At 50.0% G+C, this 26,353-nt stretch carries 21 protein-coding genes and 3 pseudogenes; 8 read left to right on the top strand and 16 right to left on the bottom strand.

Annotation, left to right across the window (positions count from 1 at the left end; genetic code table 11):
• Positions 1 to 53: 53 nt before the first annotated feature.
• Genes AC0IXI_RS10655 through yihU form a run of 3 tightly spaced genes read right to left on the bottom strand, consistent with a single transcriptional unit; the run spans position 54 to position 2,903 of the window.
• Positions 54 to 1,064, bottom strand: coding sequence for a zinc-dependent alcohol dehydrogenase (locus tag AC0IXI_RS10655; RefSeq protein ID WP_410370127.1), 1,011 nt, complete (start codon positions 1,062 to 1,064; stop codon positions 54 to 56).
• 33 nt (positions 1,065 to 1,097) lie between these two features.
• Positions 1,098 to 1,985, bottom strand: coding sequence for an aldolase (locus AC0IXI_RS10650; protein WP_471682380.1), 888 nt, complete (start codon positions 1,983 to 1,985; stop codon positions 1,098 to 1,100).
• Between the two features lie 27 nt (positions 1,986 to 2,012).
• Positions 2,013 to 2,903, bottom strand: a complete 891-nt coding sequence (gene yihU, locus AC0IXI_RS10645) for a sulfolactaldehyde 3-reductase (protein ID WP_424221893.1) — start codon at positions 2,901 to 2,903, stop codon at positions 2,013 to 2,015.
• Positions 2,904 to 3,075: 172 nt separating this feature from the next.
• On the opposite strand from yihU, the gene AC0IXI_RS10640 reads away from it, so the two are divergent.
• The 5 genes and pseudogenes from AC0IXI_RS10640 (at position 3,076) to paoC (ending at position 8,937) form a co-directional block, all read left to right on the top strand.
• Positions 3,076 to 3,972 (top strand): PfkB family carbohydrate kinase, encoded by an 897-nt coding sequence (locus tag AC0IXI_RS10640; RefSeq protein WP_134182226.1) that lies wholly within the window; start codon positions 3,076 to 3,078, stop codon positions 3,970 to 3,972.
• A gap of 38 nt (positions 3,973 to 4,010) precedes the next feature.
• Positions 4,011 to 4,800, top strand: a pseudogene (locus AC0IXI_RS10635) (DeoR/GlpR family DNA-binding transcription regulator).
• Between the two features lie 262 nt (positions 4,801 to 5,062).
• Positions 5,063 to 5,787: pseudogene (gene paoA / locus AC0IXI_RS10630) on the top strand (aldehyde dehydrogenase iron-sulfur subunit PaoA).
• A complete protein-coding gene (locus AC0IXI_RS10625) occupies positions 5,784 to 6,734 on the top strand; it encodes an FAD binding domain-containing protein (protein WP_471682379.1) in 951 nt (316 codons plus the stop codon). Before paoA ends, AC0IXI_RS10625 begins: the two are co-directional and overlap by 4 nt.
• 4 nt (positions 6,735 to 6,738) lie before the next feature.
• On the top strand, positions 6,739 to 8,937 hold the full coding sequence (paoC, locus tag AC0IXI_RS10620; RefSeq protein WP_471682378.1) for an aldehyde oxidoreductase molybdenum-binding subunit PaoC: 2,199 nt from the start codon (positions 6,739 to 6,741) through the stop codon (positions 8,935 to 8,937).
• A gap of 70 nt (positions 8,938 to 9,007) precedes the next feature.
• Here the strand turns inward: paoC and AC0IXI_RS10615 are convergent, their stop codons facing one another.
• A complete protein-coding gene (locus AC0IXI_RS10615) occupies positions 9,008 to 9,697 on the bottom strand; it encodes a hypothetical protein (RefSeq protein ID WP_413498998.1) in 690 nt (229 codons plus the stop codon).
• 135 nt (positions 9,698 to 9,832) lie between these two features.
• On the opposite strand from AC0IXI_RS10615, the gene AC0IXI_RS10610 reads away from it, so the two are divergent.
• Entirely contained in the window at positions 9,833 to 10,081 is a 249-nt protein-coding gene (locus tag AC0IXI_RS10610) for an ElaB/YgaM/YqjD family protein (RefSeq protein WP_064511796.1), read from the top strand.
• A 59-nt stretch (positions 10,082 to 10,140) separates the two neighbouring features.
• Here the strand turns inward: AC0IXI_RS10610 and nlpA are convergent, their stop codons facing one another.
• From nlpA to arnB, 8 genes and pseudogenes are all read right to left on the bottom strand, one after another.
• Positions 10,141 to 10,956: a lipoprotein NlpA gene (gene nlpA / locus AC0IXI_RS10605; protein ID WP_064511797.1), complete on the bottom strand. Its 816-nt coding sequence runs from the start codon at positions 10,954 to 10,956 to the stop codon at positions 10,141 to 10,143.
• Positions 10,957 to 11,073: 117 nt separating this feature from the next.
• Positions 11,074 to 11,453: pseudogene (arnF, locus tag AC0IXI_RS10600) on the bottom strand (4-amino-4-deoxy-L-arabinose-phosphoundecaprenol flippase subunit ArnF).
• A complete protein-coding gene (gene arnE / locus AC0IXI_RS10595) occupies positions 11,450 to 11,773 on the bottom strand; it encodes a 4-amino-4-deoxy-L-arabinose-phosphoundecaprenol flippase subunit ArnE (protein WP_471682377.1) in 324 nt (107 codons plus the stop codon). The pseudogene arnF and the gene arnE overlap by 4 nt, the downstream one beginning before the upstream one ends.
• Positions 11,770 to 13,431 (bottom strand): lipid IV(A) 4-amino-4-deoxy-L-arabinosyltransferase, encoded by a 1,662-nt coding sequence (arnT, locus tag AC0IXI_RS10590; protein WP_471682376.1) that lies wholly within the window; start codon positions 13,429 to 13,431, stop codon positions 11,770 to 11,772. The genes arnE and arnT overlap by 4 nt, the downstream gene beginning before the upstream one ends.
• Positions 13,432 to 13,492: 61 nt before the next feature.
• Positions 13,493 to 14,383, bottom strand: a complete 891-nt coding sequence (gene arnD, locus AC0IXI_RS10585; protein ID WP_064511801.1) for a 4-deoxy-4-formamido-L-arabinose-phosphoundecaprenol deformylase — start codon at positions 14,381 to 14,383, stop codon at positions 13,493 to 13,495.
• Complete coding sequence (gene arnA, locus AC0IXI_RS10580) at positions 14,380 to 16,362, bottom strand: bifunctional UDP-4-amino-4-deoxy-L-arabinose formyltransferase/UDP-glucuronic acid oxidase ArnA (protein ID WP_471682375.1); 1,983 nt, start codon at positions 16,360 to 16,362, stop codon at positions 14,380 to 14,382. Before arnA ends, arnD begins: the two co-directional genes overlap by 4 nt.
• On the bottom strand, positions 16,359 to 17,342 hold the full coding sequence (gene arnC, locus AC0IXI_RS10575) for an undecaprenyl-phosphate 4-deoxy-4-formamido-L-arabinose transferase (protein WP_471682374.1): 984 nt from the start codon (positions 17,340 to 17,342) through the stop codon (positions 16,359 to 16,361). Before arnC ends, arnA begins: the two co-directional genes overlap by 4 nt.
• 1 nt (position 17,343) lies before the next feature.
• The gene (gene arnB, locus AC0IXI_RS10570; RefSeq protein WP_471682373.1) at positions 17,344 to 18,483 is read right to left on the bottom strand and encodes a UDP-4-amino-4-deoxy-L-arabinose aminotransferase; all 1,140 of its coding nucleotides are present in this window, start codon (positions 18,481 to 18,483) and stop codon (positions 17,344 to 17,346) included.
• Between the two features lie 440 nt (positions 18,484 to 18,923).
• Here arnB and AC0IXI_RS10565 point away from each other — a divergent pair, with 440 nt between their 5' ends.
• Both AC0IXI_RS10565 and AC0IXI_RS10560 read left to right on the top strand, forming a co-directional pair.
• Positions 18,924 to 20,543 carry a phosphoethanolamine transferase gene (locus AC0IXI_RS10565; protein WP_471682372.1) on the top strand — a complete coding sequence of 540 codons (1,620 nt, stop codon included), beginning with the start codon at positions 18,924 to 18,926 and terminating at the stop codon, positions 20,541 to 20,543.
• A gap of 74 nt (positions 20,544 to 20,617) precedes the next feature.
• The gene (locus tag AC0IXI_RS10560; RefSeq protein ID WP_471682371.1) at positions 20,618 to 21,094 is read left to right on the top strand and encodes a WbuC family cupin fold metalloprotein; all 477 of its coding nucleotides are present in this window, start codon (positions 20,618 to 20,620) and stop codon (positions 21,092 to 21,094) included.
• Positions 21,095 to 21,103: 9 nt separating this feature from the next.
• Here AC0IXI_RS10560 and AC0IXI_RS10555 read toward each other — a convergent pair whose 3' ends face one another.
• From AC0IXI_RS10555 to AC0IXI_RS10540, 4 genes are all read right to left on the bottom strand, one after another.
• Positions 21,104 to 22,141 (bottom strand): ABC transporter ATP-binding protein, encoded by a 1,038-nt coding sequence (locus AC0IXI_RS10555; protein WP_471682370.1) that lies wholly within the window; start codon positions 22,139 to 22,141, stop codon positions 21,104 to 21,106.
• A gap of 1 nt (position 22,142) precedes the next feature.
• Positions 22,143 to 23,645: an ABC transporter permease gene (locus AC0IXI_RS10550; protein ID WP_471683223.1), complete on the bottom strand. Its 1,503-nt coding sequence runs from the start codon at positions 23,643 to 23,645 to the stop codon at positions 22,143 to 22,145.
• Between the two features lie 98 nt (positions 23,646 to 23,743).
• Entirely contained in the window at positions 23,744 to 24,760 is a 1,017-nt protein-coding gene (locus AC0IXI_RS10545) for an iron ABC transporter substrate-binding protein (RefSeq protein WP_471682369.1), read from the bottom strand.
• Positions 24,761 to 25,097: 337 nt separating this feature from the next.
• Positions 25,098 to 26,048, bottom strand: coding sequence for a helix-turn-helix transcriptional regulator (locus AC0IXI_RS10540; protein WP_413498989.1), 951 nt, complete (start codon positions 26,046 to 26,048; stop codon positions 25,098 to 25,100).
• Positions 26,049 to 26,353: the final 305 nt, after the last annotated feature.

Below are 26,353 nucleotides of genomic sequence, written 5' to 3'. Positions count from 1 at the left end.
ATTGTTATCAGGGTGGCGCCGCAATAGTACAGCGCCTACAGAGGCCGTGAGCCTTATTCGTCAGCAAACTGCAGCATGACTTTGATGGAATCGTTTTGCTGAGCACGCTCAAACGCTCGAGCCGCTTCACTAACTGGATAAAGATCCGTTACCAACTCGCTAGTTTCGAACAACCCTTCCGCCAGCCATTTGATAACCACATCGAAATCCTCAGGTATGTACATTCCAGAGTTCAAGAGATCACGTTCGAAACGTTGCATACTTGGCAGAGGAATTTCGCGAGGACCCGCAGGAACCCCCATACAAACCACCGTGCCACCAGCATATACACGCGTACAGGCATCATTGAGGGTGGTCTGTGCGGCTACAACATCAATGGCTCCGGTAAAGCGGACTGAACTCTCCAACTCACCCGGTGCATACACTTCCGCTGCCCCTAGTTTCAGTGCCAGGGCACGTTTTGATGAATCAGGTTCGATGACCGTTATTTTCTCAGCCCCCATAATGCGCAACGCCTGAACGATGGAGAGTCCAATCGTACCCGCGCCTATCACCAGCACGCTTTCCAGTGAATTTTCTGGCATACGATTGACGCAGTGACGCGCGCAGGCTGCTGGTTCTGCAAAAGCCAGTACCTTTAACGGCAGCGAGGCTGGAGCAACATGGCAATTTCTTGCCGGAACAATATGCTGTGAGCGAGCAAAACCTGGAGCCCTGAAACCTGCAACCTGCGGTGGCTCGCACAGATTAAAACGACCGGCCTTACAGGCACGGCATTCCATACAGGCCATAATAGGGTCGACAACTACATGGTCCCCTGGACTCACATTCGTCACGCCACTTCCCACTTCCGTGACTCTCGCTGCAATTTCATGTCCAGGAACAACAGGTGGTTTAGCGAAAGGGTGCCCCCCTTTGAGGACATGCAAATCTGATCCGCAAATACCATAAAAAACGGGTGCGATACGAACTTCATGCGCCTTTAGTTCGTGATGCGGCAGCTCCAGGTATTCGGTTGTGACTTTGCCGATATCTGAAAATAAAACCTGAGTTATCTTATCCATTACCGTTCTCCAAACACATTTGAACTGCGGGGATTAACGCTGAGACATACCTTCATCAACAATTTCAGCCAGTCTCTGAAGACGAGGTACAGAAACATCCCGCAGCATCGTTTGTGGATCAGTTGCACCAATGACAGATGCCCATACCGCACGTCCGGCGAGGAAACCTGAAGCCCCACCCTGCATCGCAATACGTACTGCACGGCCAAATATATCCGCTTCGACACCCGATGACAGGATGACCCAAGGCATGGACATTTGATCGTTGAGCTTCTGGCAGGCTGCCAGTAGTGTTTTTTCATCTCCTTTGCCACCCGCTGGCATCTCGGCTTTGTACAAGTCAGCTCCAGTACTTCCTAATTCTGCCGCCGCGGCAACAATGGCTGCTTCGCGGTCGAATGCCCATCCGCGGCGTGGCGGGCGAACAACGGGTTCGATAATACTCACAAGACCTGCACTGCGGCAGCGAGCCACAAAGTCATCCACCATTTGTAGTCGTGTCTGCGACTCTTCATCTTCACGCCACAGCACTAATAACTTCATCGCTTTTGCCCCCATAGCTCGGGCAGTATGAGGATCGATGGTGTAATCAATTTCTACACTGTCGACAGGAATACCATTGCCGGGGACAAAGTGGTCTGCGGCAACAATCAAGCCGCACGAATCGGCAACCGCACGCTGTTCGACAATTTGATCAAGACAATACTGTTTATCTGCCAACACCGCAGAGGCATACGGTGAAAGAATGCGCGTTGCAGCAACTTTAAAATCGGTAAGTACACTATCAGCAACAGGTTTCTGCTGACCTGCTGCAATAAACATTAAGCGCATGGCTTCGCGCTGGTCGACGGCTAACATGGCAAATCCGCCGTCTGGTCGCGAAATATCCTGCAGGCTAAATGGGGTTTTCTGGGATGACATAAGAACTCCTGATAATTATCAAAAAAATTAATGTTTGTTTACACGCACGGACATTTCGCGAACTTCGGATAACAGAGCGCTCCAGTCCTGTCGCCCACGCCCAGATTGTGTTGCAGCCTGGTAATAGGTTTCGGCAACCGCCCCCATCCCCAGTGGAGCACCTGTTTGTTGCGCGACATCAATAGCGATTCGCAGGTCTTTTAATGCCAGATCAACCATAAATGCAGGAGAAAGATCGCCTTTCAGGACTTTGCCCGGCCAGGTTGTTGTGAAATGACCTTTTCCGGCAGCGGTCCCACTCATCACCTTAATTGCCACGTTCAAATCCAGACCTAACGACTCGCACAGCACTGCAGCTTCGGCCGAGAGAGCATTTAATGCGATGCTCATATAGTTGTTGATGAGTTTCACGCGGATCCCCATTCCTGGCCCACCGGCCTCAACAATTTCCGACCCCATACATAGCAATACCTGGCGGGCACGTTCGACCTGATCCGGGTAACCCCCAGCCAGAATGAGCAAAGTGCCATCTTTTGCATTGATGGATGTTCTGCCTACTGGCGCATCCATCATGGAAAATCCCTTTTCTTTCATCTGCGCAATAAGTGCATCGGTCTGCAAGGGGTGAATAGTGGACATATCAATAACCAGCGCATCAGATGAAAGGGTTTCACAGACCCCCTTATCTCCCATCAATACCTGCCTGACGATGTCACCATTGGGCAGCATAGTAATTACCAGCTCTGCATCCTGCGCGGCATCCGCAGGTGTAAGTGCCGCAACGGCCCCCACACTGACAAGTTGCTCGACTGCATGTGGATTTAGATCAAAAACCTTCAGGCTATGCCCTTTGCTAACCAAATTACTGGCCATGGGAAATCCCATTTGACCGAGTCCGAGAAAAGCGATAGTTGTCATTCATCATCTCCTGCATTGAGTGAGTAAAAATAAACACACCTAAGAACCATTTCCGTCTGTTTTTGAGCATATTTGTAATTTATGGTTAAAAACCAGACATGCATCACCAATTTGATCATTTATGTCATTAAAATGAGTAAACAATGACAACGACACAATGGAATAGACAAATATGACCAAAATTGCATGTATAGGGATCGCCGTTCAGGATCGTATTTATTCAATCAAAGCCCTGCCGGCTGGAGGTGGGAAATATCAGGCACAACAGTATTTCGAAACAGGAGGTGGCCCCGCCGCTACAGCGGCTGTCGCGATAGCGCGATTAGGGGTGGAAGTAGATTTCATTGGCCGGGTGGGTGACGATAGTTGCGGAAATACGCTGATCTCAGAGCTGAACAGTTTTGGCGTGAATACACGCTACTGCCGTCAATATCCACAGGCCCGCTCATCACAATCAGCCATTTTGGTGGACCAACAGGGTGAACGTATCATCATTAACTACCCAAGCCCTGATTTGCCGATGGATGCTAAATGGATTGAAAGCATAGATTTTTCTGTTTACGACATGGTGTTGGGTGATGTCCGTTGGCATGACGGAACACTGCTTGCGTTTACTCTGGCGCATCAGGCGGGAGTTGCTACGTTACTTGATGCAGACGTCACGCAACAAGATATTACGCCATTAGTGGCTCTTGCCGACCATGCCGTCTTTTCCGCTCCAGGCTTATGCCGAATGACGGGTATTTCCGATGCCTGTGAAGGCCTCAAAAAAGCAGCAAAGAGTACTGATGGCAGCGTGTATGTCACTCAAGGTGCAGAAGGCACGCAGTGGATGGATGATGAGCGTTTGTGTCACCTTCCGGCTTATTCTGTGAATGTCATTGATACCACGGGAGCGGGGGATGTCTTTCACGGTGCACTTGCTGCAGCACTTGCAGAAAAAAGGCCTATAGATCAGTCTATTCGCTTTGCCAGTGCAGTAGCTGCGATGAAGTGTACTCAGCCGGGCGGGCGCGCTGGTATTCCTAATCGTGAGCAAACCGAATCATTTTTGTCAATTTGTGCGTAAAATAGTGCGTACTGATAGGGAATCAAACAGGAGTGTTCATGAGTATCACTGAACTAACCGGTAATCCACGGCACGATCAGCTCGTTCACTATATTGCTGAACGCGGATATATGAATATTGAAGATCTTGCACAATTGCTGGATGTTTCTACACAAACGGTGCGACGCGATATTCGAAAGCTTAGCGAACAAGGCTTGATTACCCGCCATCATGGTGGAGCGGGCCGAGTTTCCAGCGTGATGAACACTGCCTTCGAGCAGCGAGAACTCTCACTCACGCAAGAAAAACAGGCAATGGCGGAAGCGATTGCCGATTACATTCCCGAACGATGTACGGTTTTTATCACCATTGGCACTACGGTTGAAGCGATTGCCAGTGGCCCTGTTAGGGCGTCGCGATCTCAGAATTATTACTAACAGCCTACGCGTTGCACAAATTTTGTATAAGAACCAGGACATCGAAGTGATGGTACCAGGAGGAACGTTACGCTCGCACAACGGTGGTATCGTGGGCCCAAGTGCAGTGAGTTTTGTTGAAGGGTTCAGAGCCGACTACCTGATAACCAGTATTGGTGCGATAGAAAGCGATGGCACTCTGTTGGAATTTGATGTCAATGAAGCAACGATTGCCAGAACAATGATGACGCACGCCAGGCATACACTCCTGGTTGCTGATCATACTAAATTCCACGCATCTGCCGCAGTTGCCATTGGCAATGCGCGCAGAGTAAAAGCCTTCTTTACCGATGTTAATCCACCCGCCACCTTTATCCAGCTTCTGGAACAGGAAAAAGTGGAATTGATCATTGCGGAACAGGAAGTCTCTTGAGGATATCCGTAAAAACGAACTAGCTGCCTTTTTTAAAGGTAGCTAGTTGCCAGACCAGCAAAACCACCGAAATGCAATAACTAGCTGATTTTTCTCGCCCCGGAAACTACCGCCGCCCCTATTCATTCCCTCACCCCTCTTTGCAGAATTCAGGAATAATCCCAACGCCTGCGCCGTCTATGATTAATAGTTCGTTATAAAAATTTGAGCATCGCAGAGAGTTCCATTTTCCTGATGCAATCTTTCGAACACTGGAGGCGGTATGAGCAACCATGACCATGAAGCGAATAAAAGGCACTTGTATAGTGCAAGCAGCAACAGGAGCGGTAATCACTACCTTAATATTGAATATATTGGCTTTCGCCTGACAAGGCGGGAGCTTCTCAAGGTCGGTGTTGTGTCGGCCGCAACCGTGGCGATGACGCCAACTCATGCTTTTGGAGCGGGCGCGAACGCCACCACTCCCTCGCCTGCATTAGCGCGCGTAACGTTAAATGTTAACGGCGAATCCCACCAACTGGACGTTGATACACGAACCACACTTTTGGATGCGCTGCGCGAAAACCTGCACCTTACCGGGACCAAAAAAGGGTGCGACCACGGCCAGTGTGGCGCATGTACGGTTATCGTTGACGGTCGCCGGATAAACGCCTGCTTGACCCTTGCCGTGATGCAGCAGGATGCCGAAATCACCACCATTGAAGGTCTCGGTAAACCGGATAACTTACACCCTATGCAGGCCGCCTTTATCAAGCATGACGGTTTTCAATGTGGGTACTGCACTCCAGGGCAAATTTGCTCCTCTGTTATGGTCCTCAAAGAGCTCGAAATGGGCATTCCAAGCCACGTCACCTCCGATTTGAATTCCCCCCTCAGGCCACCGCAGAAGAAATACGTGAACGTATGAGCGGCAACATCTGCCGTTGCGGCGCTTATTCCAACATTCTTGCAGCCATTGAAGATGTCGCCGGGGGGCAAAAATCATGAAAGCTTTTACTTTTGAGCGAGTGAAAACCCCGGCCGAAGCGGCAGCGAGCGCCCAGCGTAATCCTGGTGCCAAATTTATTGCCGGGGGCACGAATCTTCTTGATTTGATGAAGCTTGAAATAGAGACGCCAACCCATTTGATTGATGTGAACGCTCTTACGCTGAACAAAATTGAGCCGACGGACGAAGGTGGCCTGCGCATTGGCGCGCTGGTACGCAATACAGATCTCGCGGCAGATTCGCGTATTCGTCGCGACTATGCGGTACTTTCCCGAGCGCTGCTCGCGGGCGCGTCAGGCCAGCTGCGTAATCAGGCAACCACTGCCGGTAATTTGCTCCAGCGCACTCGCTGCCCCTACTTTTATGATACCAACCAACCTTGTAATAAGCGGCTTCCCGGCAGTGGATGTGCCGCTCTTGAGGGGTTTAGCCGCCAACATGCGGTGGTCGGGGCCAGTCGAGCCTGTATCGCAACCCACCCCAGCGATATGGCCGTCGCCATGCGCCTGCTTGATGCTGGGGTAGAGACGGTCAGCCCGAACGGCCAGGTGCGCAAAATCCCGTTGGCAGATTTCTATCGTGCACCGGGTAACACGCCACATCTGGAGACGGCACTGACTTCAGGTGAATTGATCACCGCCGTTACCTTGCCTCCACCGCTGGGCGGCACTCATATCTACCGCAAAGTTCGAGACCGCGCCTCCTACGCCTTTGCTCTGGTTTCGGTTGCCGCCATTGTGCAGCCCGATGGAACCGGACGTGTCGCTCTTGGTGGTGTTGCGCACAAACCGTGGCGGCTTGAAGAAGCTGACCGGCAATTGAGCAACGGTAGCCAGAGCGTTTATGAAAGGCTGTTCGCTGATGCGCGCCCTACTCCTGAAAACGAATTCAAGCTGATACTGGCGCAGCGCACGCTCGCCTCGGTATTAATGCAAGCACGGGGATAAACCAATGAAATTTGATACTCCGGCAAAAGATAACCCAATAGACCAGCTCACCGTTGTTGGGCAGCCCCATGACCGTATTGATGGCCACCTGAAAACGACCGGCACTGCTCACTATGCCTACGAATGGCATAACGAAGCAGCCAATGTGGCATATGGCTATGTGGTGGGCTCCGCCATTGCTAAAGGGCATATCAACTCAATTGATTTAGAAGCAGCGCGCAATGCCCCGGGCGTGATAACTATTGTGACGGCGGATAATGCCGGCCCGCTTGGAAAGGGTGAAAAAAACCCGGCAAAGCTACTCGCAGGCCCGACGATTGAACACTATCACCAGGCCATTGCCGTGGTGGTCGCAGAAACCTTCGAGCAAGCTCGTGCGGCGGCAGAATTGATTAAGGTCGATTACCGCCGCGAACAGGGTGCATACAATCTTGCCGAGGAAAAACCCAGCGTTACCACAGCAACTGAAGAAGAGCCTGACAAATCAACCGGTGATTTTGCCAGTGCCTTTGCCGCTTGTGCGGTGCAGTTTGATGCCACCTACACCACCCCGGATCAAAGCCACATGGCGATGGAACCGCACGCCTCAATGGCTGCGTGGGATGGAAATAAACTAACCCTATGGACTTCCAATCAGATGATTGACTGGTGTCGTAGTGACCTGGCAAAAACCCTGAAGCTCGCCAAAGAAAATATACGGGTGTTTTCGCCTTATATTGGCGGTGGTTTTGGTGGGAAGCTGTTCTTACGTAGCGATGCGCTGCTGGCGGCCCTTGGTGCTCGCGCGGCAAAACGCCCCGTCAAAATTGCTTTGCAAAGACCCTTTATTCCCAATAACACCACTCACCGCCCGGCAACCATTCAACATCTTCGCATCGGCACGGATAACACCGGGCGGATTAGCGCAATCTCACATGAGAGTTGGTCAGGTAATCTTGCTGGAGGCCCATCGGAAACAGCCGTTCAGCAAAGCGAGTTGCTGTATGCCGGTGCCAACCGCCATACCGGGCTGCGTCTGGCAAAACTTGACCTGCCAGAAGGCAATGCCATGCGCGCACCTGGAGAAGCGCCGGGATTGATGGCGCTGGAAATCGCTATTGATGAGGTGGCAGCAAAAGTGGGTATCGACCCGGTTGAGTTTCGCATTCTCAACGATACCCAGGTTGACCCTGCAAACCCTGAGCGATTCTTTTCACGCCGCCAGTTGGTTGAATGCCTGCGTACCGGAGCCGACCACTTTGGCTGGAAGCAGCGCAACGCTCAGCCTGCACAAATCCGCGATGGGCGTTGGCTTGTCGGCATGGGTGTTGCGGCAGGTTTTCGTAACAACCTGGTGATGAAATCGGGCGCGCGCGTTCATCTTGATGCACAAGGCATCGTCACCGTTGAAACCGATATGACGGATATCGGCACCGGCAGTTACACCATCATTGCCCAGACAGCCGCTGAAATGTTGGGCGTGCCGCTTGAAAAAGTCGTGGTGCGGTTGGGGGATTCAGATTTCCCGGTTTCGGCAGGTTCAGGCGGTCAATGGGGTGCCAATAGTTCAACGGCTGGGGTTTATGCTGCTTGTGTGAAGTTGCGCGAGGCCGTGGCAAACAAACTGGGCTTTGATCCGCAACAGGCGGTGTTTAGTCATGAACAAATACGCATAGGTGAGCGCTCAGCCCCTCTTAATGAGGCTGCTGCAACAGGGACGCTGACGGTTGAGGATGACATCGAATTTGGTGAGCTCGAAAAAAAATTCCAGCAATCCACTTTTGCAGCGCATTTCGTTGAAGTCGGAGTGGATATTGCAACCGGGGAAACGCGCGTTCGCCGAATGTTAGCAGTGTGCGCTGCTGGCCGAATACTTAACCCTAAAACAGCCCGCAGCCAGGTTATTGGTGCGATGACGATGGGGGTTGGGGCTGCGCTAATGGAGGAGCTAGCCGTCGATACTAGACTAGGTTATTTCGTTAACCACGACCTTGCTGGCTACGAAGTACCGGTACATGCCGATATCCCCGTGCAGGAGGTGATTTTCCTCGACGATGCCGATCCGGTCTCCTCACCCATGAAAGCCAAAGGTGTCGGTGAGCTGGGGTTGTGTGGCGTAAGTGCTGCCATCGCCAATGCCGTCTATAACGCGACAGGTGTGCGGGTGAGAGATTATCCCGTTACGCTCGATAAACTCCTGAAAGGGTTGCCCGAGTTAATTTGATACGTCTTTCTGCCTCTAAAAAATGGCAACTGCGCGAAGGTGCAGTTGCCAGTTTTTCCTGCCATCTTGATTAATCACCGCTAACGCTATGAACTTCCGTCCAGTTGTAATTGGTAAATGCCATTTGAACTTGCGCAGTAACATTGCCGTAATTATGGGATTGATGGGCAAGAAAATAGTCTCTGAAGCGTTGAGGAATAAACTCTGCCTGATAGCGTAAGAGTGTGCTGTGCCAGAACGGCGGGGGTAACGGGATGTCACCATGTCGGTCACGTAACTTCTCACGCCAGGGCGAATCCAGCAGTTGGCGCGCAAAGGCTGCTTTAGCCGACTGACTTTCGACGTCTGGTGTTCCTGCAATCAGCAATTGATTAGGTAACGCCACCAGCCGCAGATTGCTAATAGTGGCAACCAGGTTCTGCGCATGTTCGGAGAAAATAGCCGGTAATTGCTGATCGAGCATCGATATATCGCGGAACTGATAAAGCGGCATTGTGATAGCAAAAAAAGTAAAATGCAGCCCGGTGTAAGGCATAACATCAGCGAGCGAGTCGTTATTTACAAGTTCATGTAACTCATGCAGAAGTTGGCTCAATGGCGGAGTCAGCGCGGGCTGTATTCCGCTCGTAATCGCAAGCTTATGTGGCTCGTAAAAAGCCTCTTCACGCACTCGCCCGATATCGGGATGCGTTTTCCACTTAGCGAGAGCTTTCTCACTGGTCCGGGTATAAAGCTGTTGTAGTTCCTCAGAATTTAACAAGTTCACCTCCTCCACTGACTTTACACCCGTTCAAAATACCTCTTTTTTCTCATTGTCTGAATTCTCGGTTTAAAACATTTCAGACCGATTCTCTCAACTACACTTAGTTGCGCAATTAAATCTAAGGAGCTCAGCATGTTTGACAAAACAACAGACAAACTCAACGAAGCAGCAGGCACTGCCAGGGAGTTATATGGCAGACATACCAATAACCCTGATGATGAATTTAAGGGTGCGGCCAGAAAGTATGCGTCGCAAGCCAGTTACGCAGTAAGAGATGCAACAGATAATGTGCGGGATCAGGTGTCAACCAACCCTATTGCCGGTTTAGCGATTGCCGCGGCGGTTGGTGTGGTATTTGGCTTCTTGCTGGGTCGTAAATAACAAAATGGGCTGTTAGCAACAGCCCATCAATCTACTATTTTTTCCAATGGTTTCAGTGATCACCAGCCAGGAACGGCCCCACCATTAAAGATAGTTTCAGCCGCTTTCGCAACTTCCGGTGACTGATAAGATTGCAGGAACTCTTTCACATTTTCCGCATCTTTGTTGTCTTCACGTGCAACCAGGATGTTCACATATGGCGAGTTTTTATCTTCGATAAAGACGCTATCATGCACCGGTGACAAGCCTGTTTGCTGGATGTAAGTCGTACTAATAATCGCCACATCAACTTTCGCATCGTCTAACACGCGTGGTAGCTGTGCCCCTTCCAACTCCATAATATTCAGATGGCGTGGGTTTTCAGTAATATCCAACGCGGTCGGCAGCAGTCCTTTACCCTCTTTCAGGGTGATAAGCTTTTCTTTTTGCAGCAGCAGAAGAGCACGCCCCAGATTGGTTGGGTCATTCGGGATTGCAACAGTGGCACCGTCTTGTAGCTGATCTACCGTCTTAATCTTTTTCGAATAACCGGCCATTGGGAACACGAAGGTATTACCCACGGCCACTAATTTGTAGTTATGCGCTTTGTTGTCTTGCTCGAGGAATGGGCGATGCTGGAAAACGTTGGCATCTAACTCACCATGGTTGGTGGAGTCATTTGGTAGCAATGAACCGCTGAAACCGACCAATTCCACATCCAGGCCATACTTCTCTTTAGCGACTTTTTTCGCGACTTCAGCCACATCCTGCTCTGCGCCGTTAATCACACCGACTTTAATATGTTTCGCATTACTGCTTTGTTGGTCACAGCCCGCCAGCATCAAACCTGCCAACAAGACAGCCCCAATCCGTAAGTGAGGTATCGTCAATCGCACGCTTTTTTCCTTAAAAAATAACTGCCAATGTGTAATGAAACGACTATAGCAGGATGCCTGTTATGGTTTATAAAACCAAAAAGGTATCAATTAGAAGGAAAAAGCATATACGCGTAATCAATTTTTTTCTGGCAGACAAACCAACAACAATCCGAGGAAAATCACGCTCACGCCGACAAGTTTGCCCATACTGAAACTCTCGCCCAGCCACGGAACCCAAATGGCCGCAGCCCACACCAGAACATAACTTAGACTCAGTAGCGGGTAAGCTTTACTCAGCGCTATTTGCCGCAATGCAAAAAACCAACAAGCCATTGAAAAGACGTAGGCAAGTAACCCGACTAGCAACGCTTGCGCGCCAGGGGTTGCACTCATAAAAGCGGCAAACAGTTCGTCGTGCTTTTCAACCGGGGGAGTGCCATCATCGCCCATTTCATGATGAGCTGCGCGCAACTGACTAACAGCACGCTCATCAATGCCCAGAAGTAGCCCATCAGGCAGCACCTCCCAGAATGGAGATCCCAACGATAATCAACAAAATCCCCAACCAATGGCGAAGCGAAACAACCTCACGCCAGATAAAGCGCGCAGCAAGAGTGATAAAGATGAAATTCAGGCTTAGCATCGGGTAGGCCACGCTGACGGGGATGCGCTGTAATACCAGCAACCACAACAGCATAGCGCAACCGAGTAACGTAACGCTTAATGCCAGCCAGCCGAATAAGTGGCGGCGACCTGGCCGCCAGGTGGCCTGTTTTTGGCAAAGCTGGCCTCCACAACTCAATAGGCTGGCCAGCACAATCAGCAAATAACTCATGGCGTTTGTTCGTAGAAGAAGAGAACAAAGCGCCCTTTGCGATAGAGTTGGTCTGGCGCAGGTACATCATTATCTTCTGGCACTTTGTTTTTCGACAGCAACATAACCAAAGAAACATTCCCTTCTTTACGGTGAGTTGCCAGCCACTTGGCAAAGTCTTCGCGAGAGACAAAGTTATCTTTGGCATCAGCGAAGTTTGTCAGGCCGTAGTTCAGCTCACCTGGTTTTGCATACATCGTAATGTCATCACGCTTTAGCTCCCAGGCAATGCCGGCACCAACGCCAACACTGTCGGCAAGAATGTAGCGGCTGCTCTCCAGTTCCGGGCGTACCACATCGATAAAGGGCTGCGGAAGTTTAGAATCGATAACTTTGTCTGGAACAACCCCGCCAACCAGTAGTGCCAGGCCAAGTGGACACAGTGCGGCCCACTGCCAGAGTTTCGCGTGGTTGCGCGTGGTGAAATACCCCACCAGTGCCCAAACCAGAAACGCGATGCTGGCCTGAATCACTTTGAGTACTTCATTGCTGGCATAGACCGGATGTTTCGCAAGCCCCCATGGTGCCAGCACCAACAGGATAACCAGCGTACAAATCCCACCAAAAACAGTGTTAATCCAGCCATTCACTTTTAGCGTTTTTGCAGATGCAGCCAGTTGTGTCGCGTGGCGTGCAAGCAAGATAGCCAGCGGTGCGAAGCACGGCAGAATATAGGTTGGCAGCTTACCTTTCGCGATACTGAAAAATAGCAGCGGCATGACCACCCAACCCAGGACATAAAGCGTTCCGCTCTCTATTTTGCGCTCTTGCCAGCCACGCTTTAGCGCGCCAGGTAACAAAGCAACCCACGGTAAACATCCGGCAATCAGGAACGGGATGTAATACCAGAATGGCGCTTTATGCTGCGCATCTTTCTCAGCAAAGCGTTGGATATGCTCAACCCAGAAGAAATAGTGCCAGAAAGTTGGCTCCGCTTTAGCGATAGCCAGTGCCCATGGCAAGGTAATGACAGTCGCACTCAATACTGCAAGTGGCCCGAACAACAGCACCTCTTTCCAGCGTTTTTGTGCAATCACCCACGGCAACACGCCTAATACTGGGACGGCTAGCGCCAGAAAACCTTTTGTCATAACCCCCATGCCGCAAACGAGGCCAAGCAACAAATAGCCCCCTGCTTTTGCCGCCGTCGTTTGCGCATTTGCCGCCCACCAGAAACTGCACATAGCAGCCACCAGCCAGAGTGTGATCATCGGGTCAAGAACCGCATAGGTGCCGACACCGTAAACCAGCAGGCAGGTCAGGAATATGACACCTGAGAGCACTGCGACTGTTTTATCTCGCCATAAACGAAATGCCAGCCAGGCCACCATTAGCGCACTGAGCGTAATGGAGAAAACGGACCCAAAACGTACCGCAAAGTTGTTATGGCCGAAGATCAGTTGGCTGAGGTTATTGATCCAGTATCCGGCAACAGGTTTCTCAAAATAACGTACATCCAGAAAATGCGGGACAATCCAGTTCCCCGCTGCCAGCATTTCCCGGCTTATCTCCGCATAGCGCGTTTCATCCGGTTGCCAGAGCGCGCGAAATTCCAATGGCAGCAGGTAAAGCAATGCAAAACCCAGGATCAGAAAAAGCGAATATTTGACTGATTTCATCCATCTATACCCAAATATGCCCAAAATAATTCGAGTTGCAGCCAACACCCCGCAGCTTGAATTATGATGGGGATTGGCAACCCAGCCAGCCTTCGCGGCCAGAAATAACACCACGCACCACTTTGCCCAACGGCAATGTAGATAAATCTTCAGGTAACAGTTCGCTCAATGGGCAAAACTGAATACCTTCCTGCGCAGCCATGGTGAGCAACTCACTAAAATCCTTACGCATTACAATCCCTTCCACTTCAGCGTGGATGGTATACACCGGGGTTCCGGCATCTTGTTTAATGCGATCAAGGATAAAACGGTTATAGCCTTCACGACTGACACCCTCGCCAATCACTTCATCCCAGGTTGGGAGCGTTACCGGAATTTGCACCGTCCCCGTACTGCCATCAGGAAGTAACGGTAGAAAGGGTGTTGTTCCACGGCAATCGCTGTTGTAGCTGAAGCCGAATGGCTCTTTTGCCCGCACGACCCGCTGGTCTGCTCGCCAGCCAGCAACTGCTGAACATGTCACGGGTTGTTCGATAATTTGCGCCAGGGTGTCCATCCCGAGACGAATTTGTGTCTCGAGATGATTGTTGTCCCAGACACCCGCCCAGGTTTGCCACGCGAAGTGATCCCAGGCGTGCAAGCCGACTTCATGATGATCTGCCGCCGCCGAGATTATCTCCGCATTGCCTGCGCCAATTTTGCGCCCAGGCCATGCGGTTCCCGCCAGCAGAATATCCCAACCGTAGAGCGATGCCGCTTTAGAGCGCAGCATCTTCCACAAGAATTGCGGTTTCACCAGCCGCCACAAATGGCGGCCCATGTTATCCGGGCCGACGCTGAAGAAAAATGTGGCCTGAATACCGTGCAAACTTAAGATCTCAAGAAGATGCGGAACCCCTTGTTGGGTACCCCGCCATGTATCTACATCAATGCGCAGGCCAACTTTTCTCATGCCTGAGGTTCCGTCAGTTCAACTGTTTTCAGGAAGAAATCCAGGGTCTCATCAATGGTTTGTTCCATTTCAACCGTAGGTTTCCAATTCAATAAACGATGGGCATTGCGAATACTTGGCTTGCGGTGTTCCACATCCTGGTAACCCTTGCCGTAATAAGTGCTGCTTTCCACTTCACGGAAACCGGCAAACGGCGGGAAATGGCTACGCAATGAGTGCTTTTCAAAGCTCTCCAGCAGCATTTGCGCCAGTTCTTTAATACTCGCTTCGTTATCCGGGTTACCAATGTTGATGATTTGCCCATCACAGTTGCTGTTTTTATTCTCGATAATGCGGAACAACGCTTCGATACCATCGCTGATATCAGTAAAGCAGCGTTTTTGTTTACCACCATCAATCAACTTAATCGGCGAGCCTTCGACCAGGTTAAGAATCAATTGGGTAATTGCGCGCGAGCTACCGATACGTGCGGCATTAAGGTTATCCAGGCGTGGACCCATCCAGTTAAACGGACGGAAAAGCGTGAAACGTAAGCCCTCTTTTTCGCCATACGCCCAGATAACGCGGTCAAGAAGCTGTTTAGAAACCGAGTAAATCCAGCGCTGTTTATTGATAGGTCCAACAATCAGGTTCGAGTTATCTTCATCGAACACTTTGTCGGTGCTCATACCATAAACTTCCGACGTAGATGGGAAGATAATGCGTTTTTGATACTTCACGCAGTCACGAATGATTTTGAGGTTTTCTTCAAAATCCAGCTCAAACACACGCAGCGGGTTACGGGTGTATTCAATTGGTGTGGCGATGGCAACCAGCGGCAGCACGACATCACATTTCTTAATGTGATACTCAATCCATTCGGAGTGAATACTGATATCACCTTCCACAAAGTGGAAACGCTCATTGCCGATGAAACGACTAATAGCATCAGAACCGATATCCAGGCCGTAAACTTCGAAGTTATCGTCCTGCAACAGGCGTTCGGTCAGGTGGTTGCCGATAAAACCATTCACTCCGAGGATCAGCACGCGAGTGCGACGTTTTATTGCGGATACCGGCTGGTTACTGAGCAAAGCACCCGCTACCAGGCCAAGGGTTTGCGCCAGTTGCGAACCCTGCATGTAGACGCCGTTTTCGGTTTGACCAGTAACGATTTCCAGTGCACCGCCACCGGTGGCAATGACAAGCGGACTTACAGATAACACTGTTCCCGCTTTCGCAGACTGAAGCCCTTCGAGCACACGCCCTTTCCAGACAACAAATTTAGCGCCACCCACATAGCTAAATGCACCCGGCCAAGGATCGGTCACCGCGCGAATCAGATTGTTAATTTCGTTCGCCGGAGATTGCCAGTTAATGCAGCCATCCTGTGCCGTGCGACGGCCAAAAACGGTCGCTTCGCTGTGGTCTTGCTCAACCTGTGGGAAATACCCAGTTTTGATAACCGGAAGAATACCTTCCAGCAGGTGGGACGCCGCGTTAGTCAATTTATGATGCAGCGTTAAGGCCGTTTCTTCCGGGGCAATAGCCACTCGATGTTGCGCAACAATGGCACCAGCATCTGCACGGCTAACCATACGATGCAGCGTGACGCCCGTTTCAGTTTCGCCTTTCACCAGCACCCAGTTCAGCGGTGCACGGCCACGGTAATGCGGCAGCAACGAACCATGCAGGTTAAAGGCCCCTACCGTCGCGCTATTGAGAATTTCATTGCATAGCAAATTGCGGTAGTAAAACGAGAAAATCACATCGGGCTGAGCGGATTTAATACGATCAACCCACAAAGGGTGATTCACATCATCCGGGGCATAAACTGGAATGCCATGTTCTGCGGCGGTGCGAGCCACTGACCCAAAAAAATGGTTTTCAGAAGGTGAATCAGGGTGGGTGTAAATAGCTGTAATGTCATAACCGGCAGCTACCAGTGCATTAATGCCTGCACACCCAATGTCGTGATAAGCAAATACAACAGCTTTCATTGATGATTTTCCTCTGAAGTTGAAACTGAGTCGCGGCTAACTACGCGCTGAATAAAGTAACGAGGGCGGGCGCGGACATCGGTATAAATACGGCCGATGTATTCACCCAGCAGTCCCATGCCCACGAATTGCGCGCCGATAAACATAAACAGCACCGCAAATAGCATGAACACCCCTTCTGCCGCCCATTGCGGCCCGAAGGCAAGACGTAAAACAACCAGCAGAACTGAAAGCGTAAAGCCCAGCACCGCGATGATGCTGCCGAACACACTGAGCATGCGCAGTGGCGTGGTGGTCAGGCAGGTCACCAGGTCGTACATAAGGTTAATTAAACGCATAAAGCTGTATTTGGAATCGCCAAACTCACGCTCGGCGTGATGTACCGGGATCTCGGTCGCTTTACGGGCAAAGGTGTTTGCCAGAATAGGAATAAAAGTGCTGCGTTCATGGCAATTAAGCATCGCGTCGATGATATGGCGGCGATAGGCGCGCAACATGCAGCCATAATCCCCCATCGCTTTGCCGGTAGTGCTTTGAATCAGGCGGTTAATCAGGCGCGAAGCACGCTTACGGAACCAGGTATCCTGGCGGTTCTGGCGTACTGTCCCCACCACGTCGTAGCCTTCATCAGCTTTTGCCACCAGACGTGGGATCTCTTCCGGCGGGTTTTGCAAATCTGCGTCGAGGGTAACAATCAAATCCCCGGTGACGTGGCTAAACCCAGCCATTATCGCGTTATGTTGGCCGTAATTACGGTTGAGCAACACCGCAACAATATGGCTACCGGGCAATTGGGCCACATCATTCAACATGGAAGCGGATTCATCGCTGCTGCCGTCATCGACCAGCAAAATTTCGTAATCCTTACCCAAGGTTTCGCAGGCGGCCGTAGTGCGCCTGATAAGTTCGGGTATGCTTTCTTGTTCGTTATAAATCGGGATAACCACAGAGACTTTGTGGATCGGTAAAGGTGTCATCATATTATTTTCCTGCAACTTCACGTAATGCGTTGATTACGCGTGAGGCGTCGTCATCTGACATCGTTGGAAATAACGGAATGGAGCAAATACGATCGCTGTTCCATTCGGTATCGGGTAAAGAGAGTGTTGGATAGCGTTCGCGGTAGTACTTCTGTGTATGTGCGGCTCGGAAATGCAGCCCAGTGCCAATACCCTTATCTTTTAAAGCCCCCATAAATTCATTACGGGTAATTCCACAACGAGATTCATCAATACGTAAAATAAAAAGATGCCAGGCGTGTTTATGTGCCCATTGAGGATGAATTAGCGGTAAATAAGGCGTGTTGACCAATTCAGCTAGATAACGTTCTGCTATTTCAGTACGCCGCGCGTTATGTTGTTCAAGTTTGTTTAACTGCACCAGGGCAATGGCTGCATTAATATCTGCGAGATTGTATTTGTACCCTGGAGTGATCACTTCTGCCTGTGGAGCGCGCCCCTGGGTCTGGCGGTCAAAAGCATCAACACCGAGTCCGTGAAACTTCAGACTACGCATCCGGTTTGCAAACTGATCGTCGTCAGTGACAATCAACCCACCTTCAGCACAAGTCATGTTTTTAATGGCATGGAAGGAGAAAATTGCCGTCCCACGGTCGCCTACATGCTTGCCTTTATAGTGGGTTCCAGCGGCATGTGCTGCATCTTCAATTACAGGAATTCCGTGACGTTCACCTATCGCGCGGATGGCGTCGATATCTGCTGGAGCCCCGGCGTAGTGCACAGGAATAATGGCTCGTGTGCGTGGTGTAATGGCCGCTTCAATGCTTTCAGGCGTTACCATCAGGGTGTCGCGGTCAACATCGATCATCACCGGTTCGGCACCTAACAACACAATCATGTTCAGTGTGGAAACCCAGGTCAAAGAAGGAGTAATCACTTCATCACCAGCCTGGATGCCCAATGCCATCAATGCGACATGCATGCCCGCCGTCGCAGAGCTGACTGCAATGGCGTGCTTATTGCCTGTTAACTCGCAAAATGCCTCTTCGAGAGCCTGATTTTTGGGGCCTGTTGTTATCCAACCAGACTGCAAAACTTCACTCACAGCAGCGAGTTCTTCTTGCCCCATAGCGGGGCGTGAGAAGGGCAGAAATTCACTCATTGGATATCCCTGTAATTAAGTAGAAACTGTATTAATCATGAAGCAGGTTAATTAAATAAAAGCACAACATGATTGATTCACAATGCTGCTATCTAAACCGCTATTAAATTAAAGCCAACTTAGCAGAGATTTCTTAGGCCAATATTAAGACATGAATAATTCGAATAAATAAATCGAGATAAACACCAGGCAATTAAGTTCACACAATTGCCACAAAAGCCGAAAACCAAAAAGTTCCCCACTTCTTTTCTTTATATGAATTCATTGAATAGCCGTTTAGTTTTTATCGCGTGGAATACATTAAGGTTAAATTAAGGTTGGTCGTTAATAATCACACTCACACATACACCGCTTGTGGTCTACAGTAGAAATGCCGATGGCAAACCCATCCTGCTCGCCTGTGTATCAATAGTATAAAAATGAACCTGTTGGAGATGTTAATGCCCGTACTTTTCAGGATGAAGGTTGTCCCGCTGATTTTACTGTTGGCGGTGGTCTTTGCCTTCTTACTCAACTGGCCCGTGTTACTGCATTTTTACGATATTTTGACCCATCTTGAGCATGTAAAAATCGGTTTCGTTATCTCCATACCTTTCGTGTTAGTTGCGGCTCTCAATTTCGTCTTTATGCCCTTCTCTATTCGCTTTCTATTGAAGCCATTTTTTGCCTTGCTGTTAATTACTGGCTCCATGGTCAGTTACTCCACGCTGAAATATAAAGTGATGTTTGATCAATCAATGATTGAAAACATCATTGAAACGAACCCGCAAGAAGCTCATTCCTATCTGAATGGTTCGATAATTTTATGGATTCTTTTGACCGGTGTACTGCCTGCTATCTTATTGTTTTTAATTAAAATTGAATATCCAGCAAGATGGTACAAAGGCATCGCATATCGCCTGTTGTCGATGGTGGCATCGCTGGCGCTTATTGCAGGTGTTGCAGCGCTTTACTACCAGGATTACGCCTCTGTTGGGCGTAACAACTCAACGCTTAACAAAGAAATTATTCCGGCTAACTACGTCTACAGCACCGTTCGCTATCTGAAGGATACGTACTTTACGACCAAAGAACCCTTCCAGTCGCTGGGCGATGACGCCAAACGTGTTGCCAATAAAGAAAAACCAACGCTGATGTTTCTGGTGATTGGTGAAACGGCCCGTAGCCAGAATTTCTCGATGAACGGTTACTCGCGTGATACCAACGCCTTTACCAGCCAATCCGGCGGCGTTATCTCATTTAAAGATGTTCACTCCTGTGGCACCGCCACCGCAGTTTCCGTACCGTGCATGTTCTCGAATATGAACCGCACCGAGTACGACGGTAAGAAAGCGTACAACAGCGATAACTTCCTCGATATTGTGCATAAAACGGGGGTTTCTGTGCTCTGGAAAGAGAACGATGGAGGCTGTAAAGGTGTGTGTAGCCGCATTCCGACTATCGAAATCAAGCCAACCGATAACCCAAAACTGTGTGATGGCGAAACTTGTTATGACGATGTGATGCTGGAAAATCTTGATGCTGAAGTGGCTAAAATGGCCGGAGACAAACTGGTCGCCTTCCATATGATTGGCAGCCATGGGCCGACCTATTACCAGCGTTACCCAGCAGAGCATCGTCACTTCATGCCGGAGTGTTCACGCAGCGATATTGAAAACTGTACCCAGGAGCAGTTGGTCAATACCTACGACAACACCATTCGCCACACTGACTATGTGTTAGCGCAAATGATTGAGAAGCTCAAAAAATACAGTGACCAGTACAACACCGTGCTGCTGTACGTTTCCGATCACGGTGAGTCATTAGGGGAAAGTGGCCTGTATCTACATGGTACGCCGTACAAACTGGCCCCGGATCAGCAAACGCATATCCCGATGCAGGTGTGGATGTCACCGGGCTTTATCGCCGAGAAACACATCAACATCTCTTGTTTACAAGATAACGCGGCGAAAAAACCGTATTCCCATGACAACCTGTTCTCATCGGTTCTCGGGCTTTGGGACATCAGCACCAGTGTCTACCAGTCGGGCAGCGATCTGTTCCGCGAATGCCGGGGTTAACTCACCGCGGGTAGAGGCATAATGCTTTGCGGCAACCGCAGTCAGGGTTGCCGCATAACTTTATAAAGGCTTATATGAAACAGATTACTTTCAGTGATATGCAACAGCAAAGTGAGCTGGCGGCAAACTCCCCTCGCTTACGCACTCACCGTAATTTTCATCCCGAATTGAGCGACCCGGTGCAGCGACTGGCTGTTGCCATGGAGCCGGGAACCTATGTTCGCCCCCACCGCCATCCCCACACGTTTGAACTGTTGATATCACTCAGCGGCCGCTTTCTGGTATTGAATTTTGATGATCACGGCGCAGTGACTCGCCGCGTTGTTTTAGGCGAAGAGTGCAAGGCGCTGGAGATGGACGCCGGAACCTGGCACACAGTGTTGTCACTGGATAAGGGCGGTGTAATTTTTGAAGTGAAACACGGTGGCTATCAGCCCATTGCAGAACAAGACGCTGCCTCCTGGGCACCCACCGAAGGTGAAGTGGGCACCGTTCAATTAATGAAATGGTGTGCGCAAGCCCAGGTGGGTGACGGCGGTTTTACGCTGTAATTGCCAACTTTAATCCGCCAGAACGCAGGCATGACCGTTGACCGCAAGTTTCACCGCCATCCCAATTTGCCAATTTTGCTGGCTGATAGTTTTCACCTGCAAAGGTGTGGGCCAACCCGGTGAGGACAGCGTCAGCGTCGAAAGATAACCAGTAAAATCCACATCAATGATTCTCACAACAGGCTGAGGTTCTGAATCGCCCTTAAGTGGCGAAATAACCACTTGTTCCGGGCGCAGCATAATACGCCTCTCGCCGCTAAAGTGAGGATTATCCGCTGGGATACTACCCAGTTCACAGCGTGCAAATCCCCCACTCAGCTGCGCTTTGAATATCAACGCATCGCCAAGAAACAGTGCGGTGGCCTCATCGACAGGCTGCGAATAGACCTCGACGGGTGAGCCCACCTGTGTAAAGCGCCCATCACGAATCACCGCAATCTGGCTGGCAAAAGAGAGGGCTTCATGTTGATCGTGCGTGACCAGAATAGAGGCGACACCAGCATGGGTCAGTAATTCAGCCGTGGCTTTGCGGGTCGCAGCTCGCAGCCCGGTATCGAGTGCCGAAAAAGGCTCATCCAAAAGCATTAACACCGGCTCTTGTGCCAGTGCCCGAGCCAGCGCCACACGCTGCTGTTGCCCGCCAGAAATCTCATGCGGCCAGTGGTGCTGCAGGCGACTGTCGAGCGACACCAGTTCCATCAACTCCGCCACGCGTCGGCGATTTTCATGTTTTGAGCCATTCAAGCCGTAGGCAATGTTATCTCCCACTTTCATATGCGGGAAAAGCGCACCTTCCTGTGGCACAAAACCAATACCGCGCTGGTGTGCTGGAACAAATGTGTTCTCGTCAAAAAGCGTTTTCCCGGATAGCGTGATTCGCCCGCTATCCGGCGTTTCAAAACCGGCGAGAATGCGCAGCAACGTGGTTTTCCCCGAGCCGGATGGCCCCACAATCACTGTACGGCTCGCAGGCAGTACCGATAGGCTGAGATTTTCCAGTACCGATGTCTGACCAAATTTTTTAGAAATATTCGCAAGTTCAATCATCTTACAGACCCGCTAGTTTTTGAGACTGCACATAAAGAATTCCCGTCAGCGGCAGTGATATAAGAATCATCAGCAGCGCATAAGGTGCTGCGGCAACATAATCTATTTCGCTGGTGAGCGCCCAGAAGCCCGTCGAGAGTGTACGTGTGCCCAATGGCGACAGTAAAAGCGTTGCGGTGAGCTCATTGGTTATGCCAAGAAAAACCAGCGCCGCCCCAGCGGCAGCACCTGGTGCTGCAAGCCGCAAAGTGATAGTGCAAATGGCCTGAGCCTGAGTTTTACCTAAACTACGGGCCACGTTTTCAAGTTCTACAGGGGCTTGAGCAATACCAGCGCGCAGGTTGATTAGCGCTCTTGGCGTAAACATCAGCAAATAAGCAAGAAACAACGTGATTTCAGTCTGATAGATAGGACGCATGTAATTAATGGTTACCGTGACCAACGCCAGTGCGACCACAATCCCCGGCAGCGAGCTAGTAAAGTAATTACATGCTTCAAGCACACGAAATAGCGGGCGCGGATGGCGTACTGAAAGCCATGCTATAGGGACCCCGGCAAGAATAATAAGCAACGCGCCGCCTGATGCCAGCAGCAAGGTCTGGCGCAGTGAAAGCCAGAGATCGGCATGATTCCAGTTTTCTATACCGCCCAACCATAGCCAGCGGAACAACACCGCGATCGGGACAACTAACGCCAGCAGTATCACGGTAAAGGAAAATAGCTGGCCCAAAACACTCAACGACGCATTCAGATGCAGGCGATTTTGTTCGCGTGGGGATCCGGCTCCCACTCGGGCGTAACGTGCCTTGCCCCGAGTGACACCTTCAAGTACCAGGAATACCAGACAACATAGCGCCAGTACGCCTGCCAACATGTTGGCCGCAGGCCCACTGAATGTAGACTGGAACTGGTCATAGATGGCCGTGGTGAAAGTATCAAAACGGATCATCGCATACAGTCCATACTCCGCCAGCAAATGCAGCGTCACCAGCAAGGCCCCGCCCCAAATCGCGAGCTTTAGTTGCGGCAGAACAATACGGAAAAAGACCGCCCATGGCGGTGTACCCAACGAGGCGGCAACGTCTTCCAGCGTTGGGTCCAGCCGGCGTAAAACAGCCGCAACAGGGAGATAAATAAAGGGGTAATACGCCAATACAGACAAAAATACGCCTGCTGATAAGCCATGTATTGATGGCACCGCGCTGACCCAGGCATAACTTTGTACAAAAGCAGGAATCGCAAGCGGTGCTACGGCAAGCATCGACCAGATGCGCCTGCCCGCAAGCGTGGTTCGTTCAGTAAGCCAGGCAAGTAACGTGCCCACCGCCACAGACAGTGGCACAGCGATGGCCACCAGCAGCAACGTGTTGATGAGCAGCTCAGCAACACGCGGGCGAAAGATGAGTGCCTTCACTGTTTCCCAGCCAGTATCAAAACCGATGATCACAACAAAAGCGGGCGGGATTAGCGCGAGCATCGAGAAGAAAATCGCAAGCAGCACCATCACAAACGCGGGCCGGCGTTGCACTGTACGGCTGTTAATATTGAGGCTATCGGTAATATTGACCACGGACATCAGGCACTCATCGCTATATTAAGGAATCAAAGAAGGCCAGCTTCAGTCATTAGATCAATGACTTTTTTGCTGTTGAGCGAAGATGCTTCAACTTTTGGCGCATCCAGGTCTTTCAGCGAAACCAGTTTCGGGTTAGAGGCAGCATTCACGCCGACGGCATATTCAAACGCATCATTAGTACGCAAAGTGTCCTGGCCAGATTTACCCGTAATCCACTTCATGAATGCCTGAGCTTGCTGCTGGTGTTTGCTTGAGGCCAGCACGCCGCCACCAGAGATACTGACAAATGCGCCTGGATCCTGATGTTTAAAGTAGTGGAGTTCAGTGTTTTTGCTGTTTTCACCAGTTTTGGCCTGGTCAACGAAACGGTAATAGTGGTAGATAACCCCGCCGTCGATCTGCCCGGCATTCACCGCTTTCATCACGGTGCTGTTGCCTTTATAGGCCACGAAGTTGGTCTTCATTGCTTTGAGCCACTCAAGGGTTGCCTTTTCGCCTTTCAATGCCAGAACAGCACTGACGATAGCCTGGAAATCAGCCCCTGACGGAGAAGCGGCCCAGCGCCCTTTCCACTCGGGTTTCGCCAGATCCATTAAGGATTTCGGCAATTGTGCTTCGCTCAGTTTTGCTGGGTTATAGACGAAAACGGTGCTACGTGCAGCAATACCAATCCAGCGACCATGCTCAGGTCGATAGACTGGTGCAACCTGCTCCAGCGTGCTTTTATCCAGAGGCGCGAACAATTTGGCGTTATCAACCAGCACCATCGCCGGTGAGTTTTCAGTCAGAAACACGTCCGCCGGAGACTTGCTGCCTTCCTGAACCAGTTGATTACCTAGTTCGCTGTCGCCGCCATTACGCAGTGTGACTTTAATGCCGGTTTCTTTCGTGAAACCGTCAACCCACGACTGAACCAGGTTCTCATGCTGTGCGTTATAAACCACGATTCCTTCGTTGTTATCGGCTGCACCGGCGAACGGAGTCAGCAAAACAGAGGAAGTCACCATTGCGATTGAACACAGGGACGATACGCCAAATTTCATAAGTTAATCCTTCATAATAATGAGTACATAACACCAGAATGCATAGCGAGGCGGATTAAACCACAGCAAAATGGGAACGCTAATGAAAATTGTTATCATTTTTAAACAAAGGTGAGAAATGTTGCAGAACGAAAGATTACTAAGATAAAAATCCTGATTTGGCATTGCGGGAGTTAGGAAGATTAAAAAAACCTTAAGAACAAACTGCTAAATCGGGTGTATTTGAACGGGAGCCTCCGTGCTCCATACGTTAATAAGGGTCTTTTACAGGATTTTCTTCAGGTTCATCTCTTTCTGAATGGATACACAATAGGCCGTATGTGCTTTGCTAGCCTCTTCAACAACCGCTTTCACAGCTCCGGCCTTTATCCCGAAACTGCAAAGGAGAAAGTTGGACATGGTTCTTAAAAAAACGTGAGTAAACGGAATGCGAAGAGAATCCCAGGCAGTCGCTGATTTCCTGAATCGAGAGCGTCGATTCACGCAGCATGCGCATCGACAGTAGCAACTGCTGCTGGTTTAGAAGCTGAGTGAACGTCGCTGACTCGAGTTGCAGGCGGCGATTGAGTGTCCAGCGGCTAATCCGCAGATCCTGGCACACCTTTTCCAGTATTGAATTTGCTGATGTTTCCTGCCCTGACAAATAGCAATGCTCAATCAACGTATTTACCGCCGCTGTCAGCGGTGGCTCTTTGAAAATCTGTTTTTTGAGTGCGCTGACATGGCTCTTTTGTAAGCGGTTCAACAGCGGGTTAAATGTGGTGTTTTCGCAATCCAGATAGCGGTTATCCAGAATAATGGCGTCGTGCTCCTGGCGCAGCAAACAGTTTTTATTGAACAGATCGTTCACCAGCGTCTGATGGTGGACCGCTGATTCCGTCAGTTCTATTTGCATACTCATACCTGGGGAATAACTCTTCAAGATGCTGCCAAGCAACACCAGATTAAAGATGGCTGAAGGATTATTAACAGAGTGTGGAGCATGGTTTTTATATCTTACACGGGTATGTGACTGCCCTTTTTCTATAAAAAGATCATCACAATTACCAATCAGAAACCGGTTATCCGAATAACTCCATAATGCTGATTCCAGTGTTTTTTCATTCAGGCACAGACCTATTAACTCGGGGAAAATAGCGTGGGAATGTTCAACACTATTAATGTAAATAGTTTCCGGAATAGCACTTCCATAGAGCGTTTTGTTAAGCCCACTAATTTTTGCCATTAATTGATAATGGTTATGTTCAGTAATACGCCCGAAGGGTTTGTCTATTTCATGAGTTGACAAACCCAAGCCCCCTAACAAGCTATTTGTGTCAATTCCTTTTTGACGTAAATTATTAAGACTTGTCCTATATATTGAATTAGATACGCTTCTGCTAAGCATGTGGACCTTGCACAAAGTTGAACGTTAATATTCTTTTTGTAATGTTAATGTATTGTAGCATTCTGCATTATTTTGAGATACCACTCACAAAAAAACGCCCTGCTCCCAGGAGCACAGAATTAGCTTTCCATTGCAAAGTCGCCCGCCATTTATCTGGTTATTATTCCGCTGCTGTTGATGTACTTACCTTTGCGAAACCTGGATAT

It is taken from the genome of Buttiauxella sp. AC038, assembly GCF_979253565.1.
This window is presented reverse-complemented; position numbering and strand designations above follow the sequence as displayed.